Genomic DNA, 20,727 nt, shown 5'->3' with positions numbered 1-20,727 from the left:
GCCTGTGTCATGGCTACGCATGGGATGGTGTTGTTTGGGCATGGTGCGAGGGATGTGCGCTGGCGCGAGCCGTTTGAGAGGCTCGCCGATAAATTGCGGGTCGCACGTGGTTCTGATGCTGGCGCTGGGCCGGTTTTGCTGGCTTTTCTTGAGTTGATGGAGCCGGATTTGCCAACTGCTGTGGGGGCTCTTGTCTCCGACGGGTGTTCTGTTGTGACGGTTGTGCCTGTTTTTTTTGGGCAAGGTGGGCATATCAGGAAGGATCTGCCTGCGCTCGTCGAGCGGTGTCGTGGGTTGTATCCCTCCGTTGAGATTAAGTGCGCTGTTGCCGTTGGTGAGGATGAGGAGGTGTTGGACGCTGTTGCTGAGTATTGCCTTCGGCAAGGTTGATTTGTTTTTTTTTGCCTTTGGCGGCGGCATTGGCTGTGTGCCTGCGGTGTTGGCCTTTCCTTGATTTCTTATTGGTCTATTAGCGTCGCCCCTGTGCGGGGCAGCACCTACTTTTCTTTGCCTGCCGCAAAGAAAAGTAGGCAAAAGAAAGCGGCTCAAACCGCTAGCCTATAAGCGGGTCCCCCGCGCAGCCGCGGTAGTGGTGCATCTGGAATCTGTGTTCTCGCACATTCCGCTCCGGTGACACAGCAATCATGCTTCCCGCCTCGCACTACGTGCTCGCCGGAAGGGACAATCATGCGGATCCTTGGATTCGTTTGGGCGCAGTGGGGGTCATCGGCTTGGCCTTGACGATGCGCTCAATATATCGGATGGTTTTGGGTGTGCCGCCGGGCCCCTCAAGCAGCTAGCGGCCGCTAGCGCCCCCCATGATGCCGGAAGCAGCCGTTACCAAATGAAGCAGCAATGAGCCTGACGAGACCTGGTGGCTTGGCGGATTTCCTCAAAGCATCGGCGACAACACGCGATTTGATGAAGGCACGCCGAGCGTCAGTAACAACGCACGGTTTGATGAAGTACCGCGTCGGCGCGCGAAGCGCCACCGGAAGTATGACGGCCTTGTCACCAGGGCTGAATGTGCGAGGGCACAGATTCCAGATGCACCACTACCGTGGCTGCGCGGGGGACCCGCTTATAGGCTAGCGGTTTAAGCCGCTTTCTTTTGCCTACTTTTCTTTGCGGCAGGCAAAGAAAAGTAGGTGCTGCCCCGCACAGGGGCGACGCTAATAGACCAATAAGAATTCAAGGAAAGGCCAACACCGCAGGCACACAGCCAATGCCGCCGCCAAAGGCAAAACCCCAAACCCTAAGCCGCAACTAAAAGCCCATCCGCGGAGCGGACCACCTGCTGCCTGGCAGCAAAAGCCTCCCCGATCATCAGAAGACTAGGCTGCGAAGCATCAAGCCACTGCTGAGCCTCCCCGCAGGCGAGCCCAGAAAGTGTGAGAGTGAGCATACGCTCACGAGGCGTACTACAGGCTTCGACAATCGCCACGGGAGTCGCGCTATCACGCCCAGCGTCAATCAACTGTTGAGCGATCTCCGGCCCACTATCCCGCCCCATGTAAAACACGAGCGAATCGGCATTCACCTGCTCACGAATCGCCTCAGTATCGGCCGCCCGGCTATGCGTAGCCAACGCCACGCTACGAGACACACCGCGAAGCGTCAACGACCGCTTCAAAGAAGCCGCACTAGCCAGCGCAGCCGTAATCCCAGGCACCACCTCATACTCGATCCCCGCGGCCTCAAGCGCCCGCATCTCCTCATCGGCACGTCCAAACAACATCGGGTCGCCGCCCTTCAGACGCACCACCACGTCATGCTCCAAAGCCGCATCGACGATCTGCTTGTTGATGAACTGCTGCGCAGTGGAAAGCTGCCCGCACCGCTTGCCCACTGCAATCCGCCGCGCACGTGAAGGCGCATAGTCCAGCATCGCAGGCTCGACAAGCGCATCGTGCAACACGACATCAGCCGTGCCCAGCAGCCGCGCCCCACGTACCGTGATGAGGTCCGCGGCGCCCGGCCCTGCGCCGATCAGATAAACCTTACCCATATGCTTAAACCTGTTCGTTAGGGTGCCCGCAGTGCGCAGCTACGCGCCGCTCGCTTACGCCGAATACGCCCGGATCATCCCGGCCGCAACCGTGTGATGCGTCGCTTCGTCGATCAGCACGAATGCACCCGTGCCCTGATGCGAGTCGTACACGTCGCACACGAGCGGCTTTTGCAACGTCAATGCCACGCGGCCGATATCGTTCATCGCCAGCTCCTTGCGATCGGTTGCCTGCGACAGCGTATGCACGTCGAGCACTTCCTTGATCGCCCCGATCCGCGCGAACACCGTGTTGGTGGTCTGCTTCAACAGATACTTGCGTTGCGTCGACAGCGGCGTGTCGTCGAACCAGCACAGGTCGGCTTCCAGTTTCTTCGCCGGCTCCGGTGCCGCTTCGCGCAGCACGAAGGTATCGCCACGCGACACGTCGACGTCTTCCGCCAGACGGATCGTCACGGTTTGACCGGCAAACGCGCGGTCCACCGCCGCCGTACCGCCCGTCACCGGCGCAATGATCTCCGCAACCGTCGCTTCGCGGTTCGCCGGCAACACGACGATGGTATCGCCGACCTTCACCTCACCCGCCTCGACACGGCCCATATAGCCGCGGAAGTCGTCAGCCTGGCTGCCGTCCTGACGCGCCACCCATTGCACCGGAAAGCGCAGCGCCTGGCCCGTCGGAATATCGACCGGCAACGCTTCGAGCAAATCGAGCAGCGGCTCGCCTGCGTACCACGGCATGCTTTCGCTAGCCGTCACGATGTTGTCGCCTTTCAGCGCCGACACCGGCACAAAGCGCACGTCGTTCAGACCCAGTTGACGCGCGAGCTCGACATACGCATCGCGAATCTCGTTGAAGCGCGTTTCGCTATACTCGACGAGGTCCATCTTGTTGATCGCGACAATCGCGTGCTGCAGGCCGAGCAGCTTCACAATCGCGCTATGACGCTTGGTTTGCGGCAGCAGTTGAGCGACGCCGTCGACAAACGTCACGCGCGTTGCGTCGACCAGAATGATCGCTGCGTGTGCCGTCGATGCACCGGTCACCATGTTGCGCGTGTACTGCTCGTGACCCGGCGTGTCGGCGATGATGAACTTGCGCTTGGCCGTTGCGAAGTAGCGGTAAGCCACATCGATCGTAATACCCTGCTCGCGTTCGGCTTCGAGACCGTCAGTCAGCAGCGACAAATCGATTTCGTCGCCAACGGTACGCTTATTCTTGGCGCGCGACAGTGCCGAAAGCTGGTCGCTCAGAACTGCCTTGCTGTCGTACAGCAGGCGGCCGATCAACGTGCTCTTGCCGTCGTCGACGCTGCCCGCAGTAATGAAACGCAGCACGCCGAGGTCTTCTGGATGATGAATATTCATTTGCATTGTCCCGGTGTGCTTAGAAATAACCTTGCTTCTTACGCTGTTCCATCGCGGCTTCGGAGACCTGATCGTCCATCCGCGTGGCGCCCCGTTCCGTGATTTCGGTTACGGCCGTTTCCGCGATGATCTTCTCGAGATCGTCGGCATCGCTTTCCACCGGGCACGTGCAGCTGATATCGCCCACGGTGCGGAAACGCACGAGCGCGGTTTCGCTGGTTTCGCCTTCACGCATCGGCGTGAGCGGCGTGACCGGCACGAGCAGACCGTTGCGGCGCACGATCTCGCGTTGATGCGCGTAATAGATCGACGGCAGTTCGAGCTGTTCGCGGGCGATGTATTGCCACACGTCGAGCTCGGTCCAGTTCGAGATCGGGAACACGCGCAGGTGTTCGCCGTTGTGCAGACGCGCGTTGTACAGGCTCCACAGTTCCGGGCGCTGCGCCTTCGGATCCCATTGGCCGAATTCGTCGCGGAACGAGAAGATCCGTTCTTTTGCACGGGCCTTTTCTTCGTCACGGCGCGCGCCGCCGATCAGTGCGGTGTACTCGTGTTCCGCGATCGTTTCGAGCAGCGTCACGGCTTGCGCGGCGTTGCGCGAATCCAGTTCGCGGCGCAGGCGCACCGTGCCGCGCTTGATCGAATCTTCAACGTGGCCCACCACCAGTTCAGCGCCGATCTCTTTCGCGCGGCGATCGCGGAAGTCGATCACTTCGTCGTAGTTGTGGCCGGTGTCGATATGCACGAGCGGGAACGGCAGCACGGTCTTGCGATTCGCGCCAATGCCGAAGGCCTTCAGCGCGAGGTGCAGCACCACCACCGAATCCTTGCCGCCCGAAAACAGCAGCGCGGGCTTGCTGCATTCGGCGACCAGTTCGCGCAGGATATGGATCGACTCGGCTTCGAGCCAATCGAGGTGATCCATGCGGTTCGCGGTGTTGGCAAGCGGTGCATTCACAGTGGATTCGAGCGTGGTGCTCATGTTTGGGTCCTTCGTTGATTCGCCCGGGCGGGCGGTTGCTCGCCCAGGCGGAAGTATTCAAATCGGTATGTGCGGCGTTCAAGCTAAAAACCAAGGCCCGAACCGCCGTAATGCTTTATGCCGACGTGTTCTCGCTGCTGACGGGGATCGGCGTAATCGTCGTGATATGCAGGCCACATTCCTTCGTATCGCGCGATTCCCACCACCAGCGCCCTGCCCGGCTGTCTTCACCGGGACGGATCGCGCGGGTACACGGTTCGCAGCCAATGCTCGGATAACCGCGCGCATGCAGCGGATTGACCGGCACGTCCAACGCTTTCAGGTAGTCCCACACTTCCGCTTCGGTCCAGTCCGTCAGCGGATTGAACTTGGCGATGTTGCGCGCCGCATCGTGTTCTTCCTCGTGCAGTTCGGCACGCGTCACCGACTGTTCGCGGCGCTGTCCCGTCACCCATGCGCTGACGTCCGACAGCGCGCGGTTCAACGGTTCGACCTTGCGAATTTCGCAGCAGCGCTTGCGCAGATCGACGCTTTCATAGAACGCGTTCAAACCGTGCGAGCCGACATATTCTTCAACCGCGGCAGCTTGCGGATGAAACTGCTCGATATCATAACCGTAGCGCTCTTTCACGCGATCGAGCATGCCGAGCGTTTCCGCATGCAGACGGCCCGTGTTGAGCGAGAAGATGCCGATCTTCACGCCACGCGACAGAATCGCGTGCGTGAGCAGCATGTCTTCCGCCGCGAGGCTGCTGGCGAGCTTCACGTTCGCGTGACGCGCGGCGATCGAATCGAGCAGCGCATCGAGGCGCTCGACCTTCGCAGCGAGTTCCGGCGTGAGCGATTGTGTGCCGCTCATGCCGAGGCCTTTGCCAGTTCGCCCGCTTCACGCCGGCGGAACAGCGGCGACGAGTTCACCGCGCCCTGATAGTTGAAGCTGAATTCGTCGAACGCCTTGAGCGCGTCGTCGAAGTCTTTATCGGAACGCAATGCGTAAGCGTCGAAGCCGCAGCGGAACATGAACGTCAACTGGTCGCGCAGCACGTCGCCGATCGCGCGCAGTTCGCCCTTGTAGCCATAACGCTCGCGCAACAGGCGGCCGATGCTGTAGCCGCGGCCGTCGCGGAACACCGGGAAATCCACGCCGATCAGCGCGATCGTGTCGAAGTCACCGACGATATCCGCCGGTTCGCTATCCGGCGCGAGCCACACGCCGATTTCAGCGGTGCTGCGCGAAGCGATCAGCGCGTCGCGCTCCGCCTGCCACAACGCGAGCGGCACCAGCACTTTGCCGGCCGGCAAGGCAGCGACTGCGGGCAGCGTGCCGTCTTCAGCGGCGCGCACCACCGTCCAGTCATCGTTGACGATCGCGCGGTTCTTGATGATAGAAGCCATCTGTTCAGTATCCTTTTCGCGATTACGCGTGAGCCGGTTGACGCGAGGCGTACACACGTTCCTTGAACGGGGTCATGCCGATGCGGTTGTACGTTTCGACGAAGCGTTCGCCTTCGTGACGGTTTTCCACGAACGTATCGATCACCTTGCTGATCACGTCCGGCATTTCTTCCGCCGAGAACGACGGGCCGATCACGCGACCGAGATGCGCGCCCGTGGCGCCCGTACCCTGCTCGCCGCCGAGCGTCACCTGATACCACTCCGAGCCGTCCTTATCGACGCCCAGAATGCCGATGTTGCCGACGTGGTGGTGACCGCAAGCGTTGATACAACCCGAGATGTTCAGCGACACGTCGCCGAGGTCGTACACGTAGTCGAGATCGCTGAAACGCTCCTGAATCGCCAGCGCGATCGGAATCGACTTTGCATTTGCGAGCGAGCAGAAATCGCCACCCGGGCACGCGATGATGTCGGTCAGCAAGCCGATGTTCGGCGTCGCGAAACCTTGCGCCTTGGCCTTTTCCCACAGCGCGAACAGGTCGCGCTTCTTCACGTTCGCGAGAATCAGGTTCTGTTCGTGCGATACGCGGATTTCGCCGAGCGAGTATTCGTCGGCCCAATCGGCGACCGCTTCCATCTGCGCGTCGGTGGCGTCGCCCGGGGCGATCGTGGTCGGCTTCAGCGACAACGTGACAGACGAATAACCCGTCACCTTGTGCGGACGCACGTTACGTTCGACCCAGCGCGCGAACGCACGGTTTTCCAGCAGATGCTTTTCGAACGATGCATCCGTGTCGGCCAGCTTTTCATACACCGGCGGCTGGAAGTATTGCGACACGCGATCCACTTCCGCTTGCGTGAGCGTCGACGGACCGTCCTTCAGGTGTTGCCATTCTTCTTCGACTTGCGCCGAGAATTTCTCCGGGCTCAACGCCTTCACGAGAATCTTGATGCGCGCCTTATACATGTTGTCGCGGCGGCCATAGCGGTTGTACACGCGCAGCACGGCTTCGCAGTACGTCAGCAGATGTTGCCACGGCAGATCTTGACGGATGATCGCGCCAATGATCGGCGTACGGCCCATGCCGCCACCGGCCAGGATGTCGGCCACCAACTCGCCCTGCGCGTTCTTCCTCAGATACACGCCCATGTCGTGAATCTGCACGGCAGCACGGTCTTCCTGCGAACCCGACACGGCGATCTTGAACTTACGCGGCAGCCATGCGAATTCCGGGTGGAACGTCGACCATTGGCGCAGGATTTCTGCCCACGGACGCGGATCGACCGTTTCATCCGGCGCCACACCGGCGAACTGGTCGGCCGTGATGTTACGGATACAGTTGCCCGAGGTCTGGATGCCGTGCATTTGCACCGCGGCGAGCTTGCGCAGGATTTCCGGCGTTTCTTCGAGCTTGATCCAGTTGTACTGGATGTTCGAACGCGTCGAAAAGTGACCATAGCCGCGGTCGTGCTCGCGCGCGATCTGGGCCAGCACGCGCATCTGGTCGCTGCGCAGATTGCCGTACGGAATCGCGATGCGGTGCATGTACGCGTGACGCTGCATGTACAGGCCGTTCTGCAGACGCAGCGGACGGAACTCCTCTTCGCTCAATTCGCCCGACAAGCGGCGGCGAACCTGATCGGCGTATTGCGCGACCCGCTCATCGACGATGGTCTGGTCGTACTGATCGTATTGGTACATTCGGGGACCCCAATTTTTTGCGTGACACACGGCGGTCCGGTTCCGCCGCGCCCTAGATATCTCCATTTGTCAGTCCAGCCGAGACAGGGTTTAGACCTATCTCTCATTTGCTTATGACAAATACAGATATCCATATTGAAAAAGATGGACAGATCGTAATAAACTCGCCTTATATTTCAAACGACTAAAAAATTCTTTTGATATGCGGAGAGGTTATATATGAACCTGCATCAATTCCGCTTCGTCCGCGAGGCTGTGCGGCAGAATTTCAATCTGACCGAAGCGGCCAAAGCCCTGTTTACAAGCCAGCCGGGCGTCTCCAAGGCGATCATCGAGCTGGAAGACGAGCTGGGCGTCGAAATCTTCACGCGGCACGGCAAGCGCGTGCGCTCGCTGACCGAGCCGGGGCGCATCATTCTTCAGTCGGTTGAGAAGATTCTGCAGGAAGTCGAGAGTCTCAAGCGGGTCGGTAAAGATTACGCGGCCCAGGATCAGGGCAATCTGGTGATCGCCGCCACCCATACCCAGGCACGCTACTCACTTCCGGCCGCCATCGCCGAATTCAAGAAGCGGTTCCCGAAAGTCCACCTTTCAATCTTGCAAGGCAGCCCGACCCAGGTGGCCGAGATGGTGATTCACGACCAGGCGGACCTCGCCATCGCCACCGAAGCGATCGCTAACTATAAGGAACTGGTCTCGCTGCCGTGCTTCCAGTGGCACCACGTCGCCGTGATGCAGCCGGATCATCCGCTGCTCGACCGTAAACTTTTGTCGCTGGACGATCTGACCCAATATCCGCTGATTACGTACGACAACGCGTTCGCGGGCCGCACCAAGATCAACGAGGCGTTCCGCCTGCGTGGCTTGCATCCGGACATCGTGCTGGAGGCGATCGACGCCGACGTGATCAAAACCTACGTGGAACTGGGACTGGGCGTCGGCATCATGGCGGATATCGCGTTCAACGCCGAGCGCGACCGCCATCTGCGCGCCATGCCGGTGGGCCATCTGTTCGGCAGCAACGTGACGCGCGTCGCGCTGAAACAGGGCGCGTATCTGCGCAGCTATGTGTATACGCTCGTCGAACTGCTGTCGCCGAGCATGAACCGCAAGCTGATCGAACAGGCGCTCAAAGGCGAACACGAAACCTACGAACTTTGAACTGACTACGCTTCCCGCTACGGAGACCCTCGATGACGTCGCATAAGAAAAAGATCAACGGCCTATCCACCGCTTTTGCCGCTTTTGGTTTTGGCGCGCTCCTGCTCGCCACCGCAGCACAGGCCGACATCAAGGTCGGTATCGACCTGTCGAGCACCGGCCCTGCCGCCGTGATCGGCATTACGAGCAAGAACGCGATGCTGATGTGGCCGGCCACGATCGCCGGCCAGAAGGCCGACTACATCTTCCTCGATGACGCCTCCGATCCGGGCAACGCGGTGCGCAACATCCGCAAGCTGATCAATGAAGACCATGTCGATGTGATCGTCGGCCCGAATATCACGCCGGCTGCAATGGCCGCGCTCGATCCGGTCGCGGAAAGCCAGACGCCGATGATCACGCTCATCGGCTCGGCAAGCGTGGTGGAGCCGCAGGAAGGCAAGAAGGTGTGGGCCTACAAGATGGCGCAGACCGATAGCGCGATGGCCGACGTGATGACGCGCTACATGTCGAACCACAACGTGAAGACGGTAGGGTTCATCGGTTTCGCGGACGGTTACGGCGAAAGCTGGCTCAACGAGTTCAGCAAGTTCGCGGCCTTGCGGCATATCCAGTTGGTGGCAACGGAGCGCTACAACCGCACCGACGCCAGCGTCACCGGCCAGATCCTCAAGCTGATGGCGGCCAAACCGGACGCGATCCTGATCGCCGGCGCCGGCACGCCGACCGTGCTGCCGCAACGCACGCTGATCGAACGCGGCTTCAAAGGCCCGATCTATCAGACGCACGGCATCGCCACGCCCGAGTTCATCAAGCTGGGCGGCAAGGACGTGGAAGGCACGCTATTCCCGACCCAGCCGGTCGTGGTGGCGCGCACGCTGCCGGCCGATCATCCGGCAAAGAAGGCGGCGCTCGCGTTCACCAACGAATACGAAGCGAAGTACGGCCCGGGCAGCGTCACGCAGTTTGCGGGCGACGCGGCAGGCGTCTATCCGCGTTTGCAGGACGCGGTGGCGCGCGCGGTGAAGACGGCGCAGCCGGGCACGCCGGCGTTCCGCGTTGCCTTGCGCGACGAACTGGAACACGCGCATGAACTGGTCGTGCCGAACGGTGTGGTCAACACGAGCCCGAAGGACCACGTCGGTCTGGATCAGCGCGCGAGTGTGATGGGCATTATCAGGAACGGCAAGTTCGTTTATTTGAGTCAGTGAGCATGCAAGCTGCGTGTACCATGCTGACGGCCAGCTTGCAGTGAACTGCGGGCTCAGGCTAATTTCGCCGATTCCGTGTGAGATGCGCGGCGCCTTGAGACCACAAGGCCGCCGCCTCTCGCCAGCCCGTGAAGTCCGTCAGACCGCGCATGCTAAAAACCAGAAAACGCATCTTTTTCGCCGCCGTTGTAGCCGTTGTGATCCTCGCCATCGCGGTGGGCCACGCCATCAGGAAGCGTAGCGGCGCCGTTGCCGCCGGCGTCGAGACACCTTCGTCCGTCGTCGAATTCGCGCCCGACGATCTCACCACCGTCAGCCGCCGCACCCTCTCCGAAACGCTGCCCCTGACCGGCTCGCTGCGCGCCGTCACGCAAGCCGCGGTCAAATCGAAAGTGGCCGGCTCGGCACTCAACGTGATGGTGCGCGAAGGCGATTCGGTCAGGACCGGCCAGACTCTCGCGAAGATCGATGCCCGCGACTATGTCGCCCGCGCCGAACAGACGCGCGGTCAGATGGCCGCCATGGCCGGCCAGCTTGACATCGCCAAACAGACGCTCGACAACAACCGCGTGCTGGTCGAAAAAGGCTTCATTTCAAAAAACGCCTTCGATACCGCGCAAAGCCAGTACCAAATCGCCCGCGCGAATCTCGATGCGGCGAAGGCTGCGCTGGCGTCGTCGAATCTGTCGCTGGACGATACCGTCGTGCGCTCGCCGCTCGATGGACAGATCGCCTCGCGCTCGGTCGAACCGGGCGAGAAAGTCGCGGTCGATACCAAGCTGTTCGACGTAGTCGATCTGCGCACGCTCGAACTTGAGGCACCGGTGCCGGTCGGCGAGATCGGCCGCGTTCGCATCGGCCAGCCGATCCAGATCGCATTCGACGGAATCGACACGCCCGTTCAGGGCGCGATCACGCGCATCAATCCGGCCGCGCAAGCCGGCTCGCGTTCGATCATGGTGTATGTGCAGGTTGCCAATCCGTCGGGCACGCTGCGGGTCGGCATGTTCGGCACCGGCACGATCTCGGTCGGCAGCCGGCAGGACGTGCTGGTTGCTCCTGCCACTGCCATCCGCACGGACGGCACGCGCCACAGCGTCTATGCGCTCGTCAACGGCAAGCTGGTCGAGCAAGCGGTAGAGACCGGCGCGACCGGCGACGCCGACGGCGATACATGGACCGAGATCGTGGGCGGCCCGCTGGTGCCTGGTCAGCAGATCGTGAAGAACAACCTCGGCTCATTGCGGATCGGCAGCACCGTGCATGTAGTGCAGCCAGTCCAACCAGGGCAGGCTGCACCGCAAGCGGCCAGCGTGCCGGGCGCAAGCAGCGCACGCTGACCGGAGCCCCCGCCTATGTGGTTCACCCGCATCAGCATCGGCAACCCGGTGCTCGCCACGATGATGATGATGACGCTGCTCGTCATCGGTCTGTTCTCTTATCAGCGGCTCAAGGTCGATCAGTTCCCCGACATCGCGTTCCCGGTCGTCGTCGTACAGACCGCGTATCCGGGGGCGTCACCGGAATCGGTCGAATCGGACGTCACGCGCAAGATCGAGGAAGCGGTCAACACGATCAGCGGCATCGACGAAATCACCTCGCGTTCGTACGACGCGCAGTCGGTCGTGATCGTGCAATTCGATCTTTCGGTGGATGCGGTGCAAGCCGCTCAGGACGTGCGCGACAAGATCGCGCTCATCCGCCCGGATCTGCGCGACGGCGTGAAGGACCCGCGCGTGCTGCGCTATGACCCGTCGGATATGCCGATCATCACGGTGGCCATTTCGAACGCGCCGGGTGCGTCGCGGTCCACGCGCGACCTCACCACGGTCGCCGATCAGATCGTGCGCAAGCGGCTTGAGACCGTACGCGGCGTCGGTTCGGTCTCGCTGGTGGGCGGCGTGAAGCGACAGGTGCAGATCGACGTGAATCCGCAGAAGCTGCAGGCGCTTTCGATCGGCGTCGATCAGGTGATTCGCGCAGTACAGAACGAGAATCAGGAGATTCCGGCTGGGCCGCTGACGTCGAGCAATGTTGAACAGACGGTCCAAGTCAAAGGCCGTTTCGAGAAACCGGGCGACTTCAAACGCATCATCGTCGCGCGGCGCGGTGCGCAGTCAGCGATTCCTACTGCTTCATCGGCGACACAGCCCGTCACGCTCGATCAGGTCGCCGACGTGGTGGACGGCCAGCAGGAACCCGACAGCATGGCGTTGCTCAACGGCCAGCGCGCACTGTTCCTGTCGATCATCAAGGCGCAAGGCGAGAACACCGTCGACGTCGCGCACGGCGTGCGTAACGCAGTTGCGCTTCTGCAGCCGCAACTGCCTCCGGGCGTCAAACTCGATATCACCGACGATTCCTCGATCAACATCGAACAAAGCGTCAACGAAGTGAAGCGCACCCTGCTTGAAGGCGCGCTGCTGACGGTGCTGATCGTGTTCCTGTTCCTCGGCTCGTGGCGCAGCACGGTGATTACCGGCCTCACGCTGCCGATTGCGCTGATCGGCACCTTCGCGGTGATGTACGCGTGCGGTTTCACGATCAACGTGATCACGCTGATGGCGCTGTCTTTATGCGTCGGCTTGCTGATCGACGATGCAATCGTGGTACGCGAGAACATCGTGCGGCACGTGCAGCTCGGCGCGGACCATCGCACCGCCGCGCTCGACGGCACCAAGGAAATCGCGCTGGCCGTGCTGGCCACCACTTTTTCGATCGTTGCGGTGTTTCTGCCAGTGGGCTTCATGGGCGGCATCATCGGCCGCTTCTTCCATCAGTTCGGCATCACGGTGGCCGCTGCCGTGCTCATCTCGATGTTCGTGTCGTTCACGCTCGATCCGATGCTGTCCTCGATCTGGCCGGACCCCGATCTGCATGACGCGGACACGGGCCGCAAAGGCTATCGCTACGGACGCTTGATCGAACGTTCATTGCATCTGTTCGACAGGCAGATCGACCAGCTCACCGCGTTTTATCAGCGCCTGCTCGGCTGGTCGCTGAGGCATCGCGCGATCACGCTCGTCGTGGCTGCTGCGACGTTCTTCGGCAGCCTGTTTCTGGTGCCGTTTGTCGGTACCGAGTTCGTGCCGAATGCGGACTTCTCCGAAACGCAGATCGGTTTGAACACACCGGTGGGCACTTCGCTCGAGGCCACCTCGGAAAAAGTGAGGCAAGTGCAGGCGATTCTCGCCACCTATCCCGAAGTGCGCTTCAGTTACGCAACGGTCAATTCGGGCAACACACAAGGCAAAAATACCGCGCTGATTACCGTGCGCCTGAAGGACCGCCGCGACCGCACGCGCGGCATGGTCGAATTGAACCAGGTGTTTCGCGCGCGGCTCGCCTCGGTGGCGGGCGTGTCGATTACTGAAATCGGCGTGCCCGACGGCGCCGGCAGCACGAAGGCGATCCAGTTGAGCTTGCAGGGCGACAACCTCGACGAACTGCGCCGTCTTTCGGATGCGGCTCAGGCACGGATGGTCAAGATCCCGGGGCTGGTCGATCTCGATTCGAGTCTCAAGGCGGATAAACCGATCGTCGCGATCAATGTGAAGCGCGAACTGGCGTCCGACCTTGGCGTGGGCGTGGCCGATATCGGCACCGCGCTGCGGCCGCTGCTCTCCGGCGATGCCATCAGCACCTGGCGCGCGCCCGACGACCAGGACTACGACGTTAGCGTGCGCTTGCCGCGCTCGCAGCGCGAGGACGTCGACGATCTCGCCAAGCTGATGATCGCCACCAACCGCACCGACGCGAACGGCGCGCCGGTGCTGGTGCCGCTGCGGCAGATCGCGGATATCGTCAAGACGACCGGCCCTGACGTGTTGAACCGGCGCGACCTGCAACGCGAGGTGATGCTGTCGGCGAACGTGAATGGCCGCTCGCCCGGCGAAGTGGCCTCGGACGTCGCGAAGGCGCTCGACGCGATGCACTTGCCGGCGGGCTACCACTATCGATTCGAAGGTTCGACCAAGAGCATGAACGAGTCGTTCGTGTACGCGGTGGAGGCATTGGCGCTCGCGGTGATCTTCATCTACATGATTCTCGCGTCGCAGTTCGCGAGCTTCGCACAGCCGCTCGCGATCATGGCGTCACTGCCGCTCACCCTGATCGGTGTGCTGATCGCCCTGCTGCTGTTCGGCAGTACGCTGAACATGTTTTCGATCATCGGCTTCGTGATGCTGATGGGCCTCGTGACGAAGAACGCGATTCTGCTGATCGACTTCGCCAATCAGGCGCGGCGCGGCACCTTGCTCGACGCGTCCGGCAAGGGTCGCATGATGGAGCGGCGTGAAGCGCTGCTCGAAGCGGCGCGTGTGCGCCTGCGGCCGATTCTGATGACCACGCTCGCGATGATCTTCGGCATGCTGCCGTTGGCGGCGGCGCTCGGTGAAGGCGGCGAGCAACGCGGGCCGCTCGGGCAGACGGTGATCGGCGGGGTGATTACGTCGTCGATTCTGACGCTGGTGGTCGTGCCGGTGGTTTATACGGTGCTGGAGGATTGGGCGGATTGGCTGCGGCGCAGGTTCAAACGCCAGACGTAAGGTGCAAGGCCGCGCAATGTAGCAACTTCGCGCGCCCCGCGCGAAGTTGCTACAGTAGAAGTCTTTCCCCCGACCAGCAGCCCCCCATCATGCGCACCACCCGAGCCATCCACGCCGTCGAGCGGCTGAAAACCCGCAGCGGCAACCCGCAGTTCGCCGCGATCAGCCTGTCCGGCGGCCTGTTTTATCTGGTCGACAAATCGAGCGGCACGGACAAGAAGGTCTCCGATCCGCTGACGCTTGACGACTTCGTCAAGTTCGTCGACGGCTTCGGACCGCCGAAACCGCGCAAGGCGAGCAAGCTCGATATTGCGTTCGAAGAGCAGATCAAGAAGAGCAAGGGCGGTTGAAGACATGGCTGAGGGACCTGCAACGACAAGGCCGGGCTTTTAGCGTCAGCGGTGGCGAGCCGTACTGAACCCAAGGCCGGCGCCCAACCGCAACGCTCAGCCATTCGCGATTTCGCGCCACTGACCGTCCGCCGCACTGCTTGCCAACACCGCATCGATGAAACGCAGGCCCGCCACACCGTCATCCACCGTTGTCAACAACAGGCTTTCGGCGGGTAACGGTCGGCCCGCATCCAACGCTTCGATCTGCAACGCCGCATCCTTGTACAACTGCGCGAACGCTTCCAGATAACCCTCAGGATGCCCCGCCGGCACGCGCGTCGCGTGCGCCGCGAGCGCGCTTTTCACCCGTCCGCGCGTCAGGCGCCTAGCCGAACCACCCAACGGCGTAAACCACAGTTCGTTCGGATTCTCCTGGTCGAAGCTCAAACCGGCCTTCGTTCCATACACCCGCAGGCGCAGCGCATTCTCCGCGCCGCTCGCCACCTGGCTCGCCCAGAGCATGCCGCGTGCCCCGTTCGGATAACGCAGCATCGCCTGGACGTGGTCGTCGATACGGCGTCCCGGCACGAAGGTATGCAACTCGGCGGATAGCGACGACGGCGTCATCCCCGTAACGAAGGCAGCGAGATGATACGCATGCGTGCCGATGTCGCCGAGACAGCCGGCAGGACCCGCTAACGACGGATCCGTACGCCAGCCTGCCTGCTTGTTCGTGCCACTCGTTTCTATCGGTTCAGCCAGCCAGTCCTGCGCGTATTCAACCTGCACCACGCGTATTTCGCCGAGTTCACCTTGTTCGACGAGTTCACGGGCATGGCGCGCCAGCGGATAACCTGAATACGTATGTGTCAGCGCGAACAGCTTGCTCTTCTCGCAAGCGAGTTTCGCTAGCGCCTCGCCTTCCGCCAACGAAATCGCCAGCGGCTTGTCGCACACCACATGGATGCCGGCTTCGAGAAACGCCGTCGCCACCGGTGCATGGAGATGATTCGGTGTGACGATCGCGACTGCGTCGATACCGTCATCGCGAGCGGCTTCGGCACGCGCCATCTCGCGCCAGTCCGCATAGCTGCGCGCGATACCGGCCTCAGCGGCGCTCGCTTGCGCGCGCTGCGGATCGGACGACAACGCACCGGCCACCAGTTCGAACCGATCGTCAAGCCGCGCCGCAATCCGATGCACCGCGCCGATAAACGCGCCTTGCCCGCCGCCCACCATGCCGAGCCTGAGTCTTCTTTGTGGCATCGCCACCACTCCTTTGAGATCCGCTTCAACTCACAGTCAGGCCGCAGCCAACACCCCCCAATTCACCTGGAGATCGCGGTCAAATGCCAAGCACGCGCTTCAATTGCGCCGCATCCACGCCGCTGCCCGCGAAATCGTCGAACGCATGCTCGGCCACGCGAATGATGTGGCGGCGAATAAACTCCGCGCCTTCACGCGCGCCGTCCTGTGGATGCTTCAACGCGCATTCCCATTCCAGTACCGCCCAGCCCGGAAAATCGTATTGCGCCATCTTCGAGAAGATCGCGCCGAAATCGATCTGCCCGTCACCGAGTGAGCGGAAGCGCCCCGCGCGGTCGACCCAGCCGCTATAGCCGCCGTACACACCTTGCTTGCCGTTCGGACGAAACTCCGCGTCCTTCACGTGGAACGCCTTGATGCGCTTGTGATAGATGTCGATGAACGCGAGGTAGTCCAGTTGCTGCAACACGAAATGACTCGGGTCGTAGAGAATGTTCGCGCGCGGGTGCTGTTTCACCGCGTCGAGAAAACGCTCGAAGGTCACGCCGTCGTGCAGGTCCTCGCCCGGATGCAGTTCGTAGCACACGTCCACACCCGCTTCGTCGAACGCATCGAGAATCGGCGTCCAGCGGCGTGCGAGTTCGTCGAAGGCCGTCTCGATCAACCCTGCCGGACGCTGCGGCCACGGATAAAGATAAGGCCACGCCAGCGCGCCGGAAAACGACACATGGGTGTTCAAGCCCAACCGTTGCGACGCCTTTGCCGCCAGCTTCATCTGATCGACCGCCCACTGCGTGCGCGCAGCAGGATTGCCACGCACATGCTGCGCGGCGAAGCCGTCGAACAAGGTGTCATAAGCCGGATGCACGGCAACGAGTTGCCCTTGCAGATGCGTCGACAGTTCGGTGATTGTGACACCCGCATCTTCCGCGATCTCGCGCAACTCGTCGCAATAGCTCTGACTCGCCGCCGCCTGTTCGAGATCGATCAGACGCGTATCGCACGGCACCTGGATGCCCTTGAAGCCGAGACTCGCGGCCCAGCCCGCCAGATGTGCGAGGTTGTCGAACGGCACCTCGTCGCCCATGAACTGGGCGAGAAAAATCGCCGGCCCTTTGATCGTTTTCATCGTACGGTTCCTCGAACTATGGCGCGCCTGTCATGCCGTAGCGACAGAAACACGGCAAGCGCGCTGCGGATGCCCAGGCATCGGAACGTCAGAACGGCGAGTCAGGAAAATAGAACTGCTGCGCGTTTTCCTTCGTGATCAGCACCGACGGAATGATCGTGGTCGGCGGGAGTTTGTCGCCCTTCAGACGCGCTTCGGCGGTGAGCTTGATCGCGTCGTAGATGAATTTCGGCGAGTACGACACGTCGGCCTTGATCATCGGCGCGCCGTCCATCACGTTCTTCACCATGCCCTTGGAACCCGCGCCGCCGAACACGATCTTGATGTCGCTGCGTTTGGCCTGCTCGATCGCTTTGAGCACGCCAACGGCCATGTCGTCGTCGGCGGCCCAGACTGCGTCGATATGCTTGAAGCGCGTGAGGTAGTCCTGCATCACCTTGAAGGCGTCGTCGCGATTCCAGTTCGCGTACTTGCCGTCCAGAATCTTGATGTTCGGATACGCCTTCAGCACGCCCGTAAACGCGGTCCACCGTTCGTTGTCGAGCGTGGTCGGAATGCCTCGCAGCGCGACGATGTCGCCCTTGCCGTCGAGCGCTTTCGCCAGATACTCGGCGGGAATCTTGCCGAACGCGGTGTTATCGCCCGCGACGTAGGCATCCTGCGCGCTGGTGTCGGTCAGACCGCGATCCACCACCGTCACGTACACGCCCTTCTTCTTCACCTGAGCAACCGGCTGCGTCAGCGAAGCCGATTCGAACGGGAAAATCACCAGCGCATTGATCTTGTTCACCGTCACCAGATCCTGCAATTGGTTCGCCTGTTCGGGCGCGCCGGCTGCGGTCTTCACGATCACCTTCAGGTCCGGATGCGCTTTCTCCAGATCGGCCTTCGCCTTGTTCGCCCACCACACGATGCCACCTGTAAAGCCGTGATCCGCCGTCGGAATCGCGACGCCCAGCGTGACTTTTTCATCGGCACGCACGACGCCTGCCGTGCCCAGTATCCCCAACGCCAGCATGCCGGCGCCGACCGCTCGAATGACCTGCTTCATGGTTGTGTCTCCAATAGTGAGGCGTTCATGCGCCCCGATTCTCGAACTTGCCGTTGTATCCCTTGAAGCTCAACGCTCAACGCTTACCACCTACCGCCGTCCGCGCTGCACGAACGCGACGAAGATAATGACGACGCCCTGCACTGCCGCGTTCAGATACACGCTGATGATGCTGGTTAGATTCAGAATATTGGCGATCACCGAAAGCAGAATCGCGCCGATCACCGTGCCGACCACGCGCCCTTCGCCGCCCTTCAGCGCGGTGCCACCCACCACTACCGATGCAATCGCTTCCAGCTCCCACAACAACCCGGTGGTCGGCGTGGCCGAACCGAGCCGCGGCACATACAGCACCGTCGCAACGCCGACGCAGATACCGAGCAATACGTACGTAATAATCTTCACCGTATCGACTCGAATTGCCGCATAGCGCGCGACCTGTTCGTTCGAGCCAATCGCTTGCACGTGGCGCCCGAACGCGGTGCGATTGAGGATCAACGCGCCGCCCGCGGCAACGACCAGGAACACCCAGATCGGGACCGGCACGCCGAAGAGGCTCGCGTAGTAAACGGGTCCGTATAGATCGGACAACGAGTTATCCAACGTCAGCGCGCCGCCGTCCGCGAGCCACGTCAGCACCGCGCGAAAAATTCCCAACGTCCCCAATGTCACGATGAACGGCTCGATGCGGCCTTTGGTAATCAGCAGGCCGTGCGCGCAGCCGAACAACCCGCCGAGCACCAACGCCAACACGATGCCGAGCGTCACGATCAGCAAGGGCGCAAGCGTATGGCCGCCCACACCAGCCGCCAATCCGTTCATCAGCCAGATCATGCTGCCCGCGATCAGCGCCGCCATCGACCCAACCGACAGATCGATGCCGCCCGAAATGATCACGAAGGTCATGCCGACCGCGATGATGCCGATGAACGACGTGCGCGTGAGCACGTTCATCAGGTTGTCGAGCGTCGCGAAATCGCGGTTGAGCAGCGTGCCGACGACGCACAGCGCGATCAGCCCAACCAACGGCCCGAGGGCATACAGACGATGCGCGAGGCGCAACGCGCGGCCGGACTGGACGGCTTCAGTGGGTGCCGGTCGCATGGGCGATCAACTCCTCTTCGGTCAGATGCTCGAGCGTGAGCGTGGTTTGCAGGCGTCCCGTGCGCATCACGGCAACGCGGTGGCACAGTCCGATCAGCTCGATCAGTTCGGATGAAATGACGATCACGGCGCGGCCCTGCGCGGCAAGACGATGAATCAGGAAATAGATGTCGCGTTTCGCGCCGACGTCGACGCCGCGCGTCGGCTCGTCGAGCACGATCACGTTCGGATCGGGCTGCAGGAATTTGGCGAGCGCGAGCTTCTGCTGATTGCCGCCGGAGAGCATGCGCGCGCGGCTCGACAGATCGCCCGTGCGAATACCGAAGTCGCTCACCGCTTTCGTCAATGCCGCGCGCCCCGCCTTCATATCGAGCAAAGGATGCGCGTAGCGTTCGAGCGTCATCAGCGTGACGTTGTCCTGCAGGCTTAGATTCACATGCAGGCCTTTGCCTTTGCGGTCTTCGCTCAGATACGTGAGGCCGTGGCGCATGGCGTCGCGTGGGCTTTTCAGATCGACGCGGCGGCCGGCGATTTCGATGCGGCCCGCCGTGCGTTTGCGCAGGCCGATGATCGCTTCGAAGGCTTCCGTGCGGCCTGCGCCGACGAGGCCTGCAAAGCCCAGCACTTCGCCGGCGCGCACGTCGAAGCTCAAATCTTCGACCCAGTCCGGCACGGCCAGGCCTTCTACTTTCAAAGCGACCGGCGCGTCGGCTGGCACGGTGATTTTGTCGGGGAACATATCGGACACGTCGCGCCCCACCATCAGATTCGCCATCTGCTGCCGGGCGAGCCCCGCGGTTTCGCTGTGCGCGACAAAACGGCCATCGCGCATCACGATCACTTCGTCGGTGATGCGCTCGACTTCATCCAGCTTGTGCGAGATGTAGACGATGGTCACGCCGTCGGCTTTCAACTTCAGCATCAGCGTGAAGAGGCGTTCGGTTTCGGACGGCGTGAGCGTGGCAGTCGGTTCGTCCATGATGAGCAGACGCGCGCGGCGCGATAACGCCTTGGCGATCTCCACCATCTGCTTTTCCGCGACGATCAACTCGCGCACTTTCGTATCCGGCACTTTCTCGAGACCGACCTGCGCGAGATAACGCGCAGCTTCAGCCCGCATGCCGGTGTCGTCGACGAACCAGCCGCGCTTTTTTTCATGGCCGAGATACATGTTCTGCGCGATCGTCAGATGCTCGGCGAGATTGAACTCCTGGTGAATCAGCACGATGCCGGCCGCTTCCGCGTCGCGCGAGCCGATGAACTGCCGCGCGTGACCGTCGACCAGCACGGTACCCGAGGTCGCCGTTTCGTAGCCCGCGAGGATCTTCATCAGCGTCGACTTGCCCGCGCCGTTCTCGCCGAGCAAACCGTATATACGCCCCGGCGCCAGCTCGAAGCTCACGCCATGCAACACGCGCACCGGCCCGAAGTCTTTGCGAATATCGTCGAAGCGAACGGCGAGGCTCATGGC

Annotated in this window: 17 protein-coding genes; 6 read left to right on the top strand and 11 right to left on the bottom strand. The window is 61.8% G+C overall.

Annotated features, from left to right (window positions below; all coding sequences use genetic code 11):
- Window positions 1-9: 9 nt before the first annotated feature.
- Window positions 10-390, top strand: coding sequence for a sirohydrochlorin chelatase (locus KHO23_RS02765; RefSeq protein WP_211609433.1), 381 nt, complete (start codon window positions 10-12; stop codon window positions 388-390).
- A gap of 865 nt (window positions 391-1,255) precedes the next feature.
- Here KHO23_RS02765 and cobA read toward each other — a convergent pair.
- The 6 genes from cobA to KHO23_RS02735 form a co-directional block, all read right to left on the bottom strand.
- Window positions 1,256-2,008, bottom strand: coding sequence for a uroporphyrinogen-III C-methyltransferase (gene cobA / locus KHO23_RS02760; RefSeq protein ID WP_211609432.1), 753 nt, complete (start codon window positions 2,006-2,008; stop codon window positions 1,256-1,258).
- A 54-nt stretch (window positions 2,009-2,062) separates the two neighbouring features.
- Entirely contained in the window at window positions 2,063-3,376 is a 1,314-nt protein-coding gene (locus tag KHO23_RS02755; RefSeq protein WP_211609431.1) for a sulfate adenylyltransferase subunit 1, read from the bottom strand.
- A gap of 19 nt (window positions 3,377-3,395) precedes the next feature.
- Window positions 3,396-4,358 carry a sulfate adenylyltransferase subunit CysD gene (cysD, locus tag KHO23_RS02750; protein WP_211609430.1) on the bottom strand — a complete coding sequence of 321 codons (963 nt, stop codon included), beginning with the start codon at window positions 4,356-4,358 and terminating at the stop codon, window positions 3,396-3,398.
- A 115-nt stretch (window positions 4,359-4,473) separates the two neighbouring features.
- Window positions 4,474-5,217, bottom strand: a complete 744-nt coding sequence (locus KHO23_RS02745) for a phosphoadenylyl-sulfate reductase (protein WP_211609429.1) — start codon at window positions 5,215-5,217, stop codon at window positions 4,474-4,476.
- A complete protein-coding gene (locus KHO23_RS02740; protein WP_211609428.1) occupies window positions 5,214-5,753 on the bottom strand; it encodes a DUF934 domain-containing protein in 540 nt (179 codons plus the stop codon). The genes KHO23_RS02745 and KHO23_RS02740 overlap by 4 nt, the downstream gene beginning before the upstream one ends.
- 22 nt (window positions 5,754-5,775) lie before the next feature.
- The gene (locus KHO23_RS02735) at window positions 5,776-7,455 is read right to left on the bottom strand and encodes a nitrite/sulfite reductase (protein WP_211609427.1); all 1,680 of its coding nucleotides are present in this window, start codon (window positions 7,453-7,455) and stop codon (window positions 5,776-5,778) included.
- A gap of 219 nt (window positions 7,456-7,674) precedes the next feature.
- Here KHO23_RS02735 and KHO23_RS02730 point away from each other — a divergent pair, with 219 nt between their 5' ends.
- The 5 genes from KHO23_RS02730 (at window position 7,675) to KHO23_RS02710 (ending at window position 14,724) form a co-directional block, all read left to right on the top strand.
- On the top strand, window positions 7,675-8,616 hold the full coding sequence (locus KHO23_RS02730) for a CysB family HTH-type transcriptional regulator (RefSeq protein WP_211609426.1): 942 nt from the start codon (window positions 7,675-7,677) through the stop codon (window positions 8,614-8,616).
- A gap of 32 nt (window positions 8,617-8,648) precedes the next feature.
- Window positions 8,649-9,827: an ABC transporter substrate-binding protein gene (locus KHO23_RS02725; protein WP_211609425.1), complete on the top strand. Its 1,179-nt coding sequence runs from the start codon at window positions 8,649-8,651 to the stop codon at window positions 9,825-9,827.
- A 149-nt stretch (window positions 9,828-9,976) separates the two neighbouring features.
- Window positions 9,977-11,167: an efflux RND transporter periplasmic adaptor subunit gene (locus KHO23_RS02720; RefSeq protein ID WP_211609424.1), complete on the top strand. Its 1,191-nt coding sequence runs from the start codon at window positions 9,977-9,979 to the stop codon at window positions 11,165-11,167.
- Between the two features lie 15 nt (window positions 11,168-11,182).
- On the top strand, window positions 11,183-14,374 hold the full coding sequence (locus KHO23_RS02715) for an efflux RND transporter permease subunit (protein WP_211609423.1): 3,192 nt from the start codon (window positions 11,183-11,185) through the stop codon (window positions 14,372-14,374).
- 89 nt (window positions 14,375-14,463) lie between these two features.
- A complete protein-coding gene (locus KHO23_RS02710) occupies window positions 14,464-14,724 on the top strand; it encodes a hypothetical protein (RefSeq protein WP_012432018.1) in 261 nt (86 codons plus the stop codon).
- A gap of 96 nt (window positions 14,725-14,820) precedes the next feature.
- On the opposite strand, the gene KHO23_RS02705 is transcribed toward KHO23_RS02710, so the two are convergent.
- The 5 genes from KHO23_RS02705 to KHO23_RS02685 all read right to left on the bottom strand — a co-directional run bounded on the left by KHO23_RS02705 (window position 14,821) and on the right by KHO23_RS02685 (window position 20,724).
- Complete coding sequence (locus KHO23_RS02705) at window positions 14,821-15,972, bottom strand: Gfo/Idh/MocA family protein (protein WP_211609422.1); 1,152 nt, start codon at window positions 15,970-15,972, stop codon at window positions 14,821-14,823.
- A 79-nt stretch (window positions 15,973-16,051) separates the two neighbouring features.
- Window positions 16,052-17,101 carry a sugar phosphate isomerase/epimerase family protein gene (locus KHO23_RS02700; RefSeq protein WP_211609421.1) on the bottom strand — a complete coding sequence of 350 codons (1,050 nt, stop codon included), beginning with the start codon at window positions 17,099-17,101 and terminating at the stop codon, window positions 16,052-16,054.
- A gap of 88 nt (window positions 17,102-17,189) precedes the next feature.
- Window positions 17,190-18,152 carry a substrate-binding domain-containing protein gene (locus KHO23_RS02695; protein ID WP_211609420.1) on the bottom strand — a complete coding sequence of 321 codons (963 nt, stop codon included), beginning with the start codon at window positions 18,150-18,152 and terminating at the stop codon, window positions 17,190-17,192.
- Window positions 18,153-18,242: 90 nt separating this feature from the next.
- Window positions 18,243-19,256, bottom strand: a complete 1,014-nt coding sequence (locus KHO23_RS02690; RefSeq protein ID WP_211609419.1) for an ABC transporter permease — start codon at window positions 19,254-19,256, stop codon at window positions 18,243-18,245.
- Complete coding sequence (locus KHO23_RS02685) at window positions 19,237-20,724, bottom strand: sugar ABC transporter ATP-binding protein (protein WP_211609418.1); 1,488 nt, start codon at window positions 20,722-20,724, stop codon at window positions 19,237-19,239. The genes KHO23_RS02690 and KHO23_RS02685 overlap by 20 nt, the downstream gene beginning before the upstream one ends.
- Window positions 20,725-20,727: the final 3 nt, after the last annotated feature.

The organism is Paraburkholderia haematera (assembly GCF_905220975.1).
GTDB lineage: Bacteria > Pseudomonadota > Gammaproteobacteria > Burkholderiales > Burkholderiaceae > Paraburkholderia > Paraburkholderia haematera.
The sequence above is the reverse complement of the archived record's forward strand: the minus strand, read 5'-3'. Positions and strand labels throughout refer to the sequence as shown.

Coding starts and splice junctions, on each gene's coding strand:
- KHO23_RS02685 (WP_211609418.1), bottom strand. CDS start 20,724: ATGAGCCTCGCCGTTCGCTTCGACGATATTCGCAAAGACTTCGGGCCG.
- KHO23_RS02755 (WP_211609431.1), bottom strand. CDS start 3,376: ATGAATATTCATCATCCAGAAGACCTCGGCGTGCTGCGTTTCATTACT.
- KHO23_RS02700 (WP_211609421.1), bottom strand. CDS start 17,101: ATGAAAACGATCAAAGGGCCGGCGATTTTTCTCGCCCAGTTCATGGGC.
- KHO23_RS02765 (WP_211609433.1), top strand. CDS start 10: ATGGCTACGCATGGGATGGTGTTGTTTGGGCATGGTGCGAGGGATGTG.
- KHO23_RS02745 (WP_211609429.1), bottom strand. CDS start 5,217: ATGAGCGGCACACAATCGCTCACGCCGGAACTCGCTGCGAAGGTCGAG.
- KHO23_RS02690 (WP_211609419.1), bottom strand. CDS start 19,256: ATGCGACCGGCACCCACTGAAGCCGTCCAGTCCGGCCGCGCGTTGCGC.
- KHO23_RS02705 (WP_211609422.1), bottom strand. CDS start 15,972: ATGCCACAAAGAAGACTCAGGCTCGGCATGGTGGGCGGCGGGCAAGGC.
- KHO23_RS02725 (WP_211609425.1), top strand. CDS start 8,649: ATGACGTCGCATAAGAAAAAGATCAACGGCCTATCCACCGCTTTTGCC.
- KHO23_RS02740 (WP_211609428.1), bottom strand. CDS start 5,753: ATGGCTTCTATCATCAAGAACCGCGCGATCGTCAACGATGACTGGACG.
- cobA (WP_211609432.1), bottom strand. CDS start 2,008: ATGGGTAAGGTTTATCTGATCGGCGCAGGGCCGGGCGCCGCGGACCTC.
- KHO23_RS02695 (WP_211609420.1), bottom strand. CDS start 18,152: ATGAAGCAGGTCATTCGAGCGGTCGGCGCCGGCATGCTGGCGTTGGGG.
- KHO23_RS02735 (WP_211609427.1), bottom strand. CDS start 7,455: ATGTACCAATACGATCAGTACGACCAGACCATCGTCGATGAGCGGGTC.
- KHO23_RS02710 (WP_012432018.1), top strand. CDS start 14,464: ATGCGCACCACCCGAGCCATCCACGCCGTCGAGCGGCTGAAAACCCGC.
- KHO23_RS02730 (WP_211609426.1), top strand. CDS start 7,675: ATGAACCTGCATCAATTCCGCTTCGTCCGCGAGGCTGTGCGGCAGAAT.
- KHO23_RS02715 (WP_211609423.1), top strand. CDS start 11,183: ATGTGGTTCACCCGCATCAGCATCGGCAACCCGGTGCTCGCCACGATG.
- cysD (WP_211609430.1), bottom strand. CDS start 4,358: ATGAGCACCACGCTCGAATCCACTGTGAATGCACCGCTTGCCAACACC.
- KHO23_RS02720 (WP_211609424.1), top strand. CDS start 9,977: ATGCTAAAAACCAGAAAACGCATCTTTTTCGCCGCCGTTGTAGCCGTT.